Origin of the sequence: Agromyces chromiiresistens, from assembly GCF_029167465.1 — a bacterium.
Lineage (GTDB): Bacteria > Actinomycetota > Actinomycetes > Actinomycetales > Microbacteriaceae > Agromyces > Agromyces chromiiresistens.
Map to the genome: position 1 here is coordinate 46191 of NZ_JARFNL010000007.1, position 13094 is coordinate 59284.

A 13094-nucleotide genomic window follows, 5' to 3' on the forward strand; every position below is an offset into this window, starting at 1 on the left:
CCGGAGAAGAAGAATGAGCAAGCGTACGTTCCAGCCGAACAACCGTCGTCGTGCCAAGAAGCACGGCTTCCGCCTTCGCATGCGCACCCGCGCGGGTCGTGCCATCCTGTCGGCGCGCCGCGCCAAGGGCCGCACCGAACTGTCCGCGTAATTCGTCGGTGCTCGCCAAAGCCAATCGCATCACGAGCGCCGACGACTACCGAGTCATCGTGCGCCGGGGTGCGAAGGTCGCCGGTGCCCACACCGTGAGCTACATGCGCTCACGGGAGTCGGGCACCGACGCGCGCTTCGGCTTCATCGTCTCGAAGAAGGTGGGCGGCGCCGTGCGTCGCAATCTCGTCCGCCGCCGCTTGAAGGCGGCGTGCCACGAGGTGCTCGGCGACGGCTTCGCGGGCACCGACGTCGTGGTGCGGGCACTCCCGTCGGCGGCCGAGGCCGACTGGGCCTCGCTCCGGGCCGACGTGATCCGCGCGATCGAGAAGCGCCGCGTGCGCACGTCGGTGCCGGCGCAACAGCAACAGGGCGAGTCGCATGCGTGACTTCGCCCTTTTCGTCGTACTCATCCCCCGCAACCTCGGGGTGCTCCTCATCCGCGGCTACCGCAAGCTGATCTCGCCCCTCTACGGCGACGTCTGCCGCTACTACCCGTCGTGCTCGGCGTACGGCCTCGGTTCGGTGCAGCAGCGAGGTCTCGTCATCGGGTCGCTGCTCACCGGCTGGCGCATCCTCCGCTGCAATCCGTGGTCGCCCGGCGGCATCGACGACGTGCGCCCGGCTCGCCACGACCGGTACCGCGTGACCCGCTTCGGCTGGGTGCTCCCCGCGGGCTACGTGAAGGCGGATGCCTCGGCTCCGGCCGCTCACGTGCACGGTGCGTCGCACACCGGCCACGAGGCATCCTTCGAATTCTCGGCGCAGCGGGTGCAGCCCGCCGCAGCCGCCATGATCTCCTCCCCCAGCCCGTCCCGAAAGGACTGACCGCCACCCATGGACCAACTCATCGGCCTGATCCTCTGGCCCATCAAGTGGGCCGTCGAGCTGATCCTCGTCGCCTTCCACTCGTTCTGGGACTTCATCGGGATGGACCCGAACGCCGGCGTCACCTGGGTGCTGTCGATCGTCGGCCTCGTGCTCGTCGTGCGTGCGGCCCTCATCCCGATCTTCGTGCGTCAGATCAAGAGCCAGCGCCGCATGCTCGAGGTCGCGCCGCAGCTCAAGAAGATCCAGGACAAGTACAAGGGCAAGAAGGATCAGCTCTCGCGCGAGGCCATGTCGCGCGAGACCATGGAGCTCTACAAGAAGACGGGCACCAACCCGCTGTCGTCGTGCCTGCCGCTGCTGCTGCAGATGCCGATCTTCTTCGCACTGTTCTCGGTGCTCAACGACGCGCAGCACGACAAGGCCGGTGTCGGCCTGCTCACCCAGGAGCTCGCGAACTCGTTCGCCAACTCCGAGTTCCTCGGTGCCCCGCTCAACTCGACCTTCATCGGCGAGTGGAACCTCATGGTCGCGGGCCAGCCGTTCAGCATCAACACGATGCTCATCGCCCTCGCGATGATCGTGCTCATGACGGCGTCGCAGTTCATCACGCAGCTGCAGATCGTGTCGAAGAACATGTCGCCCGAGACCAAGGCGAGCCCCATGTTCCGTCAGCAGCGCATCCTGCTGTACCTCCTCCCCCTCGTGTTCGCCTTCTCGGGCGTCGCGTTCCCGCTCGGCGTCATGTTCTACTGGCTCGTCTCGAACTTCTGGACCATGGGTCAGCAGTTCGTCGTCATCCGCAACATGCCGACTCCCGGCAGCGAGGCGGCGAAGGCGCGCGAGGCCCGCCTTGCCAAGAAGGGCAAGCTCGTCGTCGAGGACAAGGACGAGGGAACGACGATCGTCGTCGAAGAGAAGAAGACTCAGCGCCAGCAGCCGATGAGCAAGTCGCGCGCCAAGAAGCAGGGGAAGTAGACCATGACCGACGTGCAGCACGAGGCCGAAGAGCGTTCGACCGCCCAGCTCGAAGAAGAGGGCGACATCGCGGCCGACTACATCGAGGAACTGCTCGACATCACCGATCTCGACGGCGACATCGACATCGACGCCCGGAACGGCCGTGCGTACGTCTCGGTGAACGCCGGTGACGGTGCCAACCTGCGCCTGCTCTCGAAGCCCGAGACCGTGAGCGCACTCCAGGAGCTCACTCGCCTGGCGGTGCAGACGAAGACCGGCTCGTTCTCACGTCTGATCCTCGACATCGGCGGCTCGCGCGACGCGCGCCGCGACGAGCTCGCGACGCTCGTGACGCGCGCGGTCGAGCGGATCGAGGGCGGCGCGGCCGAGGCCTCGCTCCCCCCGATGTCGTCGTACGAGCGCAAGCTCGTGCACGACCTCGTCGCCGAGCAGGGTTTCCACTCGGAGTCGCGCGGCGAGGGCTCCGAGCGTCACACGGTCATCACCCGAGTCGGCTGACGCCGACGCCCGACGTTTCACGTGAAACGATGACCGACGGACTCGAACCCGAACCCGCAGCCGCCGCAGGCTTGTTCGGCGAGCATCTCGAGAAGGGCCGTGCGTTCACCGCCGCCCTTGCGCGCCATGGTGAAGAGCTCGGCCTGATCGGCCCGCTCGAACTTCCCCGGTTGTGGACCCGGCACATCGTCAACAGCGCCCTGGTGGCGCCGCTGCTGCGACCCGGCCGCGTCGGTGACGTCGGCTCCGGTGCCGGGCTGCCCGGCATCGTGCTCGCGATCACACGCCCCGATGTCGAATTCGTGCTGATCGAGCCGATGGAGCGTCGGGTGGCGTGGCTCGAGCGACAGGCGAGGGAACTCGACCTCTCGAACGTGACGGTCGTGCGCGCGCGAGCCGAGGAGTCGAAGCTGTTCGAGTCGCTCGACCAGGTGACCGCGCGAGCCGTGAGCGCACTGCGCACGCTGATTCCCGTGACCGCTCCCCTGGTTCGGCCCGGCGGCGAGCTCGTGCTGATGAAGGGCGCAGGCGTCGACGGCGAGATCGGCAAGGCCGAGAAGGTCATTCGCAAGTACCGGTTGCGCGACGTCGAGGTGCTTCTGCTGGGTGAGGGCGTCGTGCCCGACTCGGAAGTCACCCGCGTGTTCCGCGCCGTAGTCGACTGATCGGGTGAATCGAGCGGTCGGCTGCACCGCCGTGCTCTGCGGACCCTGTCGTTTCACGTGAAACGCGTGGCAGGTGCCGGCGAGCTGTCGAGCGCAGGGTTCTATCGCGGCCTCGGCTGGAGACTCGCCGCTTCCCGCGGTGTCGTGTAGTCCCCCAGGCGGCGGTCCTTCGGTGTCGTGTCGTGAGCAGTCGCGGGCATGTACGTTCGCGTCCGCTTCGCGTGCGCTTCGCGTGCGCGGGACCATATCGATCACCTTCCCGTGTCTGAGCGGTGACGCGTGCCACGCCCGTGCCGGACGGGACTGTGCCTGCCGCCGCCCATCGTCAGCGTGCCTGCACCCGTCGCCACACTGCGCTCCCCCGCGGCCAGGAGGAGTCGTCTGTGCCACCGGCGGCGAGACGATCTTCGGTCGTCCGTTCAAGGTGTCGATGATCACGGGCCTTGCGAGTGGCAGCGTGAGCCAGGCGCCGAGGACGCCGCGCGCGATCACGCGTGCGTTCGGGAGGGGTGTGCGGGCCGATGGGCTTCGCGACCTGAAGTCGACGCGTTCCCGCACCCGATCGAACAGCTCGGTCACCGCCGCGGCCACGAACCCGTGCAGCAGCGCTCGTATTGCGCGATCTCGGTCGAACGCGAGGATGCGCCAGCCCTGTTGGCGCAGTGCTGGGTCGACCAGCACAGCAGTGGGGCTTGGATGCCCGCTCCAGCACGGACCAATGCCGCCGGAGTCGTCGCGCCGAGCGCCCGGGGCGAACGTTCGCGACGAGTCCCACGGCACGGGTACTTCATGAACCTGATGGTGGCCGGCCGGTGGATGCTGCGTCGCCGGCGTGAGCAGAACGGGTTGGTCGTCCTGATGGGTCGCACATGTGCTTCACGTCAAACGGTGGCGTCGACGCGACCATCGCTCGGTCGCGCGGACGGCATCCGGGTGGGCGCAGCCGCGATGAGGCACATCAGGGAGGTCGAGACGTCAGGGGGACGTGGCACGGTGCTTGGCTGAACTGGCGGCCCAAAGGCCACGCGTGTCTGCCCCGGGAGTTCCTCCAGCCGGCCTCCGTTTCGTTGGAGCGGGTCGGTGAATTGGGGGGTGTGTGGGGCGAATCTTGAGTGTCGCGCGACACCGGGTTCCAAGGCGATCGAGTCCATCTCTGGACGGGCGACGGGCGCGTGGGAGAGCTGGGGAGTCCGGGTGCGTGATGGGAGCGATGTGGCTCTTCCCCGGTGCGACCCGTTCGGAGAGCGACTCGGCACGGTCGTTGGGTTGACTCCTTCGATGCGCCCCCCGATCCTTCGCTGCACCGTCGGTCGTGCCTGATTGGATCGCCGAGCGCGTCGTGGATGCACGGTGATCTGCACAGTGAGGCAGATCGAGTGCGCCGATCGTGGTTGCCGTTCGTTCAGGATGCGGCCGGTCAGGGCTTCGTACCGAGAGCGGACGTCGCAACTCGTGTGGGGAGGTCGCCGGATGCCGCTCGCTCTGCTGGGCGCGTTGCGGCCGCGCCGTCACCTTGGATGTCGGACCCTCGGGCCGTTCGGCCCAAAGCGGCGGCCCGAGTTGGGAGGCTCTGCGGCTGAAATGGCTCACATGGTCGGAACGGCTCGTGGCTCGACCGGGCCGCCGTGAGGCGGGTCAGCTTCGGGTGCGGCCGGTCTGACCGCCTCGTGAGAGCGACGGCGGGCACCTTGGGCGAGTGCCCCGCGGTTGGGGTCTGGCGCATCCCGAGCTGATCGGCCGCTCCCCCATGGCCGGCGGGTGGCCTCAGCCTTCGAGAGCCATCACGTGGCATTCAACCCTGCAGGGCAGAGCGCACTGCTGAACCTGACGCGAAGGGCTGGCCGCTGGGAGTGCTCGGCAGCGCCTGTGGGCCGATTGAGGCCGGGCTCGTCGGTCGACATCTCGATTCCAGCGGCAATTTGTGCGACCCCGTTCACGTCCACCGCCCCTCGGATCGATCAGCGAGCCGTTCGTGTCAGTCGGTTGGCGGAGTCTGTGACCGAGGATCGAATGCGTTCGTCGCCGAGCGCACACAGTCTCCCGACTCCGCCAGGTATTGTCTCCGTTGCGAGTGGCTGATGGTGAGCAGTTGGAGTTCGTTTCACGTGAAACGGCGAATGCGCCGTGGCCGGTGAGGTGCACGCAGTCACGGATTCGGCCGGCGTCGCCACATCGACGGGTGCGAGCGTGGAGAGCTCGCGTGCTCCGGCATCGATCGGCGTGATGCCATGACAGCCGGGGAGCTTCGGGAACTCGGGACGGTACTCGCGACGTTTCACGTGAAACATCAGGCGCCTGACATGCGAGTGCCACTCCCCCACGCGCATGCGCAGCGGCGCGATGGCCGGGCGCCGAACTGAGCTCCAGTCTGCGGCGAGGGTTCGGACTCCCCGTGGTTCCGACTCGCACGGCAGGGTCGATCCGTGTGACCGCGATCCCGTCATGACCTCCTGCCGACGAACCTGACCACGCGGCGACTGCACGATGATCGAGTCTGGACATCGTCTCCGCTCCGAAGAGCTCAACTCGGCGACCCGAGCCATCACGCTCGCTCGTGGCAGTGGTGGTCATTCCCCCGATCACTGAACGGCGAGCTCGCTCGGCCTGGTTCCGGGAGATCGGCGAACTCGCCTCCGCGCTCACCAGGACGGAGGTCGCGGGAGGACAGCACTCCTCGGGGCGGACTGCCCGCCCGGCGAACCGGCGCCGCGTGAGCCAATGGTCGAGCGCCTCACGCGAAGAGCCGAGCCTGATCCGGTTCGCGACATCGTGTTGGCACGCGGCGACTCACGGGCACGCCGACGTCGATGCCGCCCGGCCAGGCGGGATGACGATCGCCGCACTTGCCACTCGTCTTGGTGAGCCCTCGACACCGCTCCGCTCAAAGCCGCCGGCGGCGGGTGACTCGGGTGAGCGGGCCACGCGACCTGCCCCGGATCGAGGACTCCGAGCGTCGGCAGCTGAGGGACGATCTGGTGGCGTTTCACGTGAAACATTGAGCACCCAGTGCACCCGCCGCGCTGTTTCACGTGAAACGGCAGCACCGGTGAGCGCAGTCTTCTCTCGAACCGCGGTTTCGCGGGCGCTGGTCGGTCGGGACGGTTAAGCTTGACTCTCGGGTCGCGACATCCACTTGCGGCCGATCGGCGGCGGTTGGGAGACGACGGCATGACACCTGGTGGAGGACGAGGATGGTTCCATCGTCGACGTTCCCACCAGAATGAACCGCCTGTCGACCCGATCCCTGAGGGCAACGGTTCGAACAGCTCGACTCCCCCGGCTGACCTGCCGCCCGAACAGCAGACGTCCGGCATCGAACGACTCGCAGCGTCGGTGACCGAGCCGCCAATCAGTGCAGGTCCGCACCAGGCCGTTCCGGCGGCTCCCGAATCGCGTGTCGATGCGTACCCAGCGGATCCGCGGCCGTCAGCGGCGATCGATTGGGATGCCGCGACCGCGGCCGCGCTGACCGACGAGGGCGAGCGGACGGACGGCTCGAGCGGGCACCCTCTCGATGCCGATCACGGGCCCGACCGCCTGCTCGAGGACCTCATCCGCGAAATCGTCGGAGACGCCGCGGTCGACACCGCAACGGCGCTGCACGCTGACCCCAACGCCGAGCCTGTCGCGGTACGGGAAGAGAAGCCCGACGAGCGTTCGGCCGCTGCAAGTGCGCCATCGCCGGTCGCCGAGGCGGGCACCGACGACATCGAGCGTGCTCCCGCGAGCGACGGAACTGCACGAATCGGTGAGCAGCCGCTCGCCGAGGTCGAACTCACGGCGGCACCGATGTCGCAGGTCGCAGCGGCGACCGCGCTCGAGGAGCCCGCGCCCGAGGAAGAGGTGCCGGCCGTGGCGGTCGCGCCTGACGTGGCGCTCGCTGAGACCAGCGCTCCCGCCGAGCCGACCACTCCCGCCGAGGACGCGGCGCCCACCGAGTCATCCGCTCAGGCGCAAGCAGCGCCTGCTGCAACGCAGCCCAATGCCACCACCGATGTTTCACGTGAAACATCGATCGATCACGGAGGAACTCCCCTGGCCTACGAACTTGCCGACGAGACCCGTCGGCGCATCGCGCTCGAGGAGGCTGTGCTCCCCCGTCCGGCGCAGACTCGCGTGCTCACCATCTCGAATCAGAAGGGCGGCGTCGGCAAGACGACGACCGCGGTGAATCTCGCGGCCGCGCTTGCGCGTTCGGGAGCCCGAGTGCTCGTCATCGACCTCGACCCGCAGGGCAACGCGTCGACGGCCCTCGGCGTCGACCACCGCTCGGAGAAGAAGAGCGTGTACGAGGTGCTGGTCTCCGACCTTCCCCTCGCCGAGGTCATCCAGCCGTCGACCGAGCACGACGACCTCGACTGCGTGCCGGCGACCATCCACCTGGCCGGCGCCGAGATCGAGCTCGTCTCGCTCGTCGCCCGCGAACAGCGACTCCGCCGTGCGCTCGACGCCCACCTCGCCTCGATGGACGAGCCGTACCATTACGTCTTCATCGACTGCCCGCCGTCGCTCGGACTCCTGACGATCAACGCGTTCGTGGCAGCTCGTGAGGTGCTCATCCCGATCCAGTGCGAGTACTACGCACTCGAGGGGCTCTCGCAGCTGCTCAGCAACATCGAGCTCATCGAGAAGCACCTCAATCCCGAGCTGCGACTCTCGACGATCCTGCTCACGATGTACGACTCCCGCACCAACCTGGCACAGCAGGTGGCACAGGAGGTTCGCGACCACTTCCCCACCCAGACGCTCGAGACGATCATTCCCCGATCGGTTCGTGTGTCGGAGGCACCGAGCTACGGCCAGAGCGTGATCAGCTACGACTTCGCGTCGAGCGGGTCGCTCTCGTACCGTGAGGCGGCAGCCGAGATCGCCCGACGTGGCGCTGCGAAGACCGAGGAGTCGAACTGATGGCAAGCAAGCGAACCGGACTCGGGCGGGGCATCGGCGCGCTCATTCCGACAGTCGATGAGAGCACGAGGGCGAATCGCCCGGTCGATGTGTTCTTCCCCGACGCCGACTCGACGCCGGCCACGGCGGTGGCTGCGGTGGAGCAAGCGGCGTCCGCCGAAGAGCTGGTCACCGTTCCCGGTGCGCGGCTTGCGCGCCTCGACCCGAACGACATCGTGCCGAATGCCGTGCAGCCGCGGAGTGTCTTCGACCCCGACGATCTGGCCGAGCTCGTGCACAGCGTACGAGAGTTCGGCGTGCTGCAGCCGATCGTCGTGCGCCCGCACCCCGACCAGCCCGGCAAGTACGAGCTCGTCATGGGCGAGCGTCGGCTCCGTGCGACGAAGGCCGCCGGCCTCGACACCATCCCGGCGGTCGTCAAGGACACCGCCAACGAGGACATGTTGCGCGATGCGCTGCTCGAGAACCTGCATCGATCGCAGCTCAACCCGCTCGAAGAGGCGTCGGCCTACCAGCAGCTGCTGGCCGACTTCGGCATCACGCAGGAGGAACTGGCGAACCGCATCGGGCGTTCGCGTCCCCAGATCTCGAACACGCTTCGCCTGCTGAAGCTCCCCGAGCCCGTGCAGCTCCGCGTGGCAGCCGGCGTGCTCACCGCCGGGCACGCTCGCGCGATCCTCTCGGTCGGTGACGCCGCCGAGATGCAGCGCTTCGCCGACAAGATCGTGAACGAGGAGCTCTCGGTGCGCGCCGCCGAGTCGATCGCCTCGCAGGAGCCGAAGGCGGCCGCGCGAGTGAAGCCATCCGCCGGCAAGCGACAGGACTTCCTGGACGATCTGGCGACCCGACTCGGCGATCGGCTCAACACGCGGGTCAAGATCGCTTTGGGCGCCAGAAAAGGCCAGATCAGCATCGATTTCGCGACCGTTCAGGACCTTCGTCGAATTCTCACGGAGCTGGGCGAGGAACTCGACGGCGTGTGATCACGACTCGTCGGGAGAATGGCTCCTGACGAACTGAAAACCGTCGATTTCGAGGGCTCGTTCCAGTGGAACGGGCCCTCGTTCGTCACGCTCGCCGAGCCGCCTGACGCGTGTGCGCCGCCCGCACGAGTTCGCTGTACAACGTCGAGGCCGTCGATCCCGATGCCTCGATCGCGAGTGGAACGAGGGAGGTCTCGGTCAGCCCCGGAAGCACGTTCGCCTCGAGGAACCAGGGTGTGCCCGCGGCATCCACGATGAAGTCGACGCGCGAGAGGTCGCGGAGTCCGAGGGTCGAGTGTGCGGTGATCGCGGCCGCCGTCGCGTTCGCGAGTGCGTCGTCGCCGAGTCGCGACGGTGCGTAGAACGTGGTCTCCCCCGCGTTGTACCGCGCGTCGAATCCGTACACCCCGGCCGTCGGTTCGATCTCGACCGCGGGCAGCGTCGCCGGCCCGTCGCCGGTGTCGACGACCGTGATCGCGATCTCGGTGCCGACGATGCGGCGCTCGACGACGGCGATGTCGTCGTACGTGAAGGCTTCGACCATCGCGCGAGCGAGCGCGTCGGGGTGGTCGACGATCGAGACGCCCTGCGCCGATCCGCCGGAGCCGGGCTTCACGACCAGGTCGCCGTCGAGCCTTTCGCGCACGACCCGCAGCACGCTCGCCGCACCGAGTTCGCGGAAGGCCTCGTGCGAGAGCACGATCGACTCGGGGACCGCGACGTCGGCGCCCGCGACCAGTGAGCTCGCGACCGGCTTCGACCAGGCGCGCCGGGCGGCTGCACCGGTCGAGCCCACGGTCGCGAGGTCGAGCGCGGCGAGCAGGTCGAGCAGCGAGCCGTCCTCTCCGCTCGATCCATGCAGCGCGGGGAATACGACATCGGGACGCTCGGCCGCGAGGTACGGCAGGAGCCCGGCATCGGGATCGCGCAGGACCACGCGGTGCCCGGCCGCCGTGAGCGCATCGGCGACGCGTCGCCCGGAACGAAGTGAGACGTCGCGCTCATGCGAGATGCCGCCGGCGAGGACGACGACGAGAAGACCAGCAGATTCGCTCATGATCAGGGGTTTCTCCAGTGCTCGAATCGACGTGACGGTTTGGTTCGCGGGCTACTTGAGGTCGGATGGGGGCGCCTGTTCGACGCCTGGGGTCAGCGGCAGCTGCAGCGTGCCCGTTCCAGCGAAGGTGTCGAGCAGGTCGAGTTCGCCGTTGACGACCGTCGCGAGGCGGCGGACGCCGAGGCGGATGGCCTCGGGCGTCGGGTAGCAGAACGACAGGCGCATGGCGTGACGACCGCGGCCGTCGGCGAAGAATGCCGTTCCGGGTGTATACGCGACGAGTTCCTTGACCGCGCGCGGCAGCATCTGCTTCGAGTCGAGGACATCGGGCATCGTGACCCACACGTAGAACCCGCCGTTCGGGTTCGTCCACGACAACTGCGGCAGGTACTCCCCGAGCGCCTCGATCATCGCGTCCTTGCGTTCGCGGTACACGCCGCGGAAGGTGTCGATCTGGCCCCGCCAGTCGGCGGTGGCGAGGTACTCCGAGACGACGAGCTGGCTGAACGACGACGGTGACAGCACGGCCGACTCGGCCGCGAGGATGAGCTTCTCGCGGATCGCGTGCGGCGCGAGTGCCCAGCCGACACGGAACCCGGGCGCGAGCGTCTTCGAGAACGAACCCAGGTAGATGACCCCCTCGGGGTCGAGCGAACGGAGCGCGTTCGGTGCCGGCTCGTCGAAGTGCAGCAGCCCGTAGGGGTTGTCCTCGAGCACCAGGATCTCGTTCGCCCGGCAGATCTCGAGGATCTCGGGCCGGCGCTCGGCCGACAGCGTCACCCCGGCCGGGTTGTGGAAGTTCGGGATCGTGTACAGGAACTTGATGCGCCGACCCTGCCCGCGCAGGTGCGCGATGGTCTGGCGCAGCGCCTCGGGGATGAGCCCGTTCTCGTCCATCGCGACGTGCACCACCGACGCCTGGTAGGAGCGGAACACCCCCATCGCGCCGACGTACGACGGCGCCTCGGCGAGCACGACGTCGCCAGGATCGAGGAACAGCTTCGCGACGAAGTCGAGCGCCTGCTGCGACCCGGTCGACGTCACGACGTTGTCGACCGTGCCGTCGATGCCCTCGATCGCCATCACCTCGAGGATCTGCTCGCGGAGCACCGGGACGCCCGCTCCCCCGCCGTACTGGAGGGCGACGGGGCCCTGCTCGCGCATGACCTTGTCCATCGACGACGTGATCAGGTCCTGCGGCAGCGCCGAGACGAACGGCATGCCGCCGGCGAGCGAGACGACCTCGGGGCGCGAGGCGACGGCGAAGAGGGCCCGGACTTCTGAGGCGGCGAACCCGGCGGCTCGCTCGGCGTAATTCGCGTACCAGGGGTCGAGATTGTTGCCGGTCCGCTGGGGGACGCCGTCAGAGGTCACTGCGCTATCCGTTCTGCTCAGGAGTTCCATGCTAGTTGCCGGAGAACCGGCGGATCGACGGGTTACGGGAGCCCGTGTCCGAGCGCGGAGCACGCGGCACGAGGCATCCCGCTACGACGAAGGACCCGCCCGGCTGGTGCCGGACGGGTCCTTCGTACGATGCGACCGCCGACTACGAGATGTAGGCGGCGAGGTCGGCCTCGAGGGCCGGCTTGGGCTTGGCGCCGACGAAGCTCTTGACGACCTCGCCGCCCTGGAACACCTTGAACGCGGGGATCGCGGTGATCTGGTACTTCATGGCGAGGCTCGGGTGCTCGTCGACGTTGAGCTTGACGATGTCGATCTTGTCGGCGTGCTCGGTCGCGATCTGGTCGAGGATCGGGCTGACCGCGCGGCACGGGCCGCACCACTCGGCCCAGAAGTCGACGATCACGGGCTTGTCGTTCTTGAGCACCTCCTGCTCGAAGGTGGCCTCGGTCACAGCGCGTGCGCTCATTGCGTTCTCCTTGGTTGAAACGTCGTGATACCGGCTGATCCGGTGTCGATGGGATGCCGAGTGTCAGTCGACGACGGCGAACTCGCTCTCGAGCACGGCCTCGGCCGCGTTCTCGTTGCCGATCGAGGCGAGGTAGTGCTCGGCGTCGAGCGCGGCGGCCGCGCCCGAACCGGCGGCGGTGATCGCCTGGCGGTAGTGCGGGTCGATGACGTCGCCGGCGGCGAACACGCCCTCGATGCTCGTCTTGGAGCTGCGGCCGGCGACCGCGACCGTGCCTTCGGGCGTCAGGTCGAGCTTGCCGTGCACGAGGTGCGTGCGGGGGTCGTTGCCGATCGCGACGAACAGGCCGTCGAGCGGCAGGTCGCGCTCCGCGCCGGTCTCGGTGTCGCGCAGCGTGACACCGGTCACGGCGGTTTCACCGAGCAGGCGGGCGACCTCGGCATTCCAGATGAACTCGATCTTCTCGTTGTCGAAGGCCCGCTGCTGCATGATCTTCGACGCCTTGAGCGAGTCGCGGCGGTGGATCACGTAGACCTTGTCGGCGAAGCGGGTGAGGAACGTCGCCTCCTCCATCGCCGAGTCGCCGCCGCCGACGACCGCGATCGTCTTCTGGCGGAAGAAGAAGCCGTCGCAGGTCGCGCACCACGACAGGCCGTGGCCGGAGAGCACGTCTTCCTCGGGCAGGCCGAGCTTGCGATAGGCCGAGCCCGTGGCGTAGATGATCGTGCGCGCCTCTTCGACTCCGCCGTTGCCGAGCTTGACGCGCTTGACGGGACCCTCGAGCTCGAGCTCGACCACGTCGTCGTACACGACCTCGGTGCCGAAGCGCTCGGCCTGCTGCTGGAACGCCGTCATGAGGTCGGGGCCCATGATGCCCTCGGGGAAGCCGGGGTAGTTCTCGACCTCGGTGGTGTTCATGAGCTCGCCGCCGATCTCGACGGAACTCGCGATGAGCAGGGGTTTCAGCTGCGCGCGGGCCGCATAGATCGCGGCGGTGAACCCGGCCGGGCCCGAACCGATGATGATGATGTCGCGCAACGGGTGCTCCCTCTCGTGCAAGTGGCATCCGAGGCATCCGGATGTCACGCCATGGTCAACACAGTCTAGGCGTCGCGTATTCCGGCGGCCCGAACGCGACGCCCGTGTGACGGATG

12 protein-coding genes are annotated in these 13094 nt (G+C 68.0%); 8 read left to right on the plus strand and 4 right to left on the minus strand.

Annotation, left to right across the window (positions count from 1 at the left end; translation table 11 throughout):
• Positions 1-13 precede the first annotated feature (13 nt).
• The 8 genes from rpmH (at position 14) to PX701_RS17235 (ending at position 9013) form a co-directional block, all read left to right on the plus strand.
• Positions 14-151, plus strand: coding sequence for a 50S ribosomal protein L34 (gene rpmH / locus PX701_RS17200; RefSeq protein ID WP_022889115.1), 138 nt, complete (start codon positions 14-16; stop codon positions 149-151).
• Between the two features lie 7 nt (positions 152-158).
• A complete protein-coding gene (gene rnpA, locus PX701_RS17205) occupies positions 159-539 on the plus strand; it encodes a ribonuclease P protein component (protein ID WP_231429244.1) in 381 nt (126 codons plus the stop codon).
• The gene (yidD, locus tag PX701_RS17210) at positions 532-978 is read left to right on the plus strand and encodes a membrane protein insertion efficiency factor YidD (RefSeq protein WP_231429245.1); all 447 of its coding nucleotides are present in this window, start codon (positions 532-534) and stop codon (positions 976-978) included. Before rnpA ends, yidD begins: the two co-directional genes overlap by 8 nt.
• Before the next feature lie 9 nt (positions 979-987).
• On the plus strand, positions 988-1956 hold the full coding sequence (gene yidC / locus PX701_RS17215; RefSeq protein WP_231429246.1) for a membrane protein insertase YidC: 969 nt from the start codon (positions 988-990) through the stop codon (positions 1954-1956).
• 3 nt (positions 1957-1959) lie between these two features.
• Complete coding sequence (locus PX701_RS17220) at positions 1960-2457, plus strand: Jag family protein (protein WP_231429247.1); 498 nt, start codon at positions 1960-1962, stop codon at positions 2455-2457.
• A gap of 29 nt (positions 2458-2486) precedes the next feature.
• Positions 2487-3122, plus strand: coding sequence for a 16S rRNA (guanine(527)-N(7))-methyltransferase RsmG (gene rsmG / locus PX701_RS17225; RefSeq protein WP_275506986.1), 636 nt, complete (start codon positions 2487-2489; stop codon positions 3120-3122).
• 4014 nt (positions 3123-7136) lie between these two features.
• Complete coding sequence (locus PX701_RS17230; protein ID WP_275507034.1) at positions 7137-8030, plus strand: ParA family protein; 894 nt, start codon at positions 7137-7139, stop codon at positions 8028-8030.
• Positions 8030-9013: a ParB/RepB/Spo0J family partition protein gene (locus PX701_RS17235; RefSeq protein ID WP_231429249.1), complete on the plus strand. Its 984-nt coding sequence runs from the start codon at positions 8030-8032 to the stop codon at positions 9011-9013. The genes PX701_RS17230 and PX701_RS17235 overlap by 1 nt, the downstream gene beginning before the upstream one ends.
• An 85-nt stretch (positions 9014-9098) precedes the next feature.
• Here PX701_RS17235 and PX701_RS17240 read toward each other — a convergent pair whose 3' ends face one another.
• The 4 genes from PX701_RS17240 to trxB all read right to left on the minus strand — a co-directional run bounded on the left by PX701_RS17240 (position 9099) and on the right by trxB (position 12978).
• Positions 9099-10070, minus strand: a complete 972-nt coding sequence (locus tag PX701_RS17240) for a D-alanine--D-alanine ligase family protein (protein WP_231429250.1) — start codon at positions 10068-10070, stop codon at positions 9099-9101.
• Between the two features lie 51 nt (positions 10071-10121).
• The gene (locus PX701_RS17245) at positions 10122-11474 is read right to left on the minus strand and encodes an aminotransferase-like domain-containing protein (RefSeq protein ID WP_376930000.1); all 1353 of its coding nucleotides are present in this window, start codon (positions 11472-11474) and stop codon (positions 10122-10124) included.
• Positions 11475-11616: 142 nt separating this feature from the next.
• Positions 11617-11940, minus strand: coding sequence for a thioredoxin (gene trxA / locus PX701_RS17250; protein WP_231429252.1), 324 nt, complete (start codon positions 11938-11940; stop codon positions 11617-11619).
• Between the two features lie 63 nt (positions 11941-12003).
• Positions 12004-12978 carry a thioredoxin-disulfide reductase gene (gene trxB / locus PX701_RS17255; protein WP_231429253.1) on the minus strand — a complete coding sequence of 325 codons (975 nt, stop codon included), beginning with the start codon at positions 12976-12978 and terminating at the stop codon, positions 12004-12006.
• Positions 12979-13094: the final 116 nt, after the last annotated feature.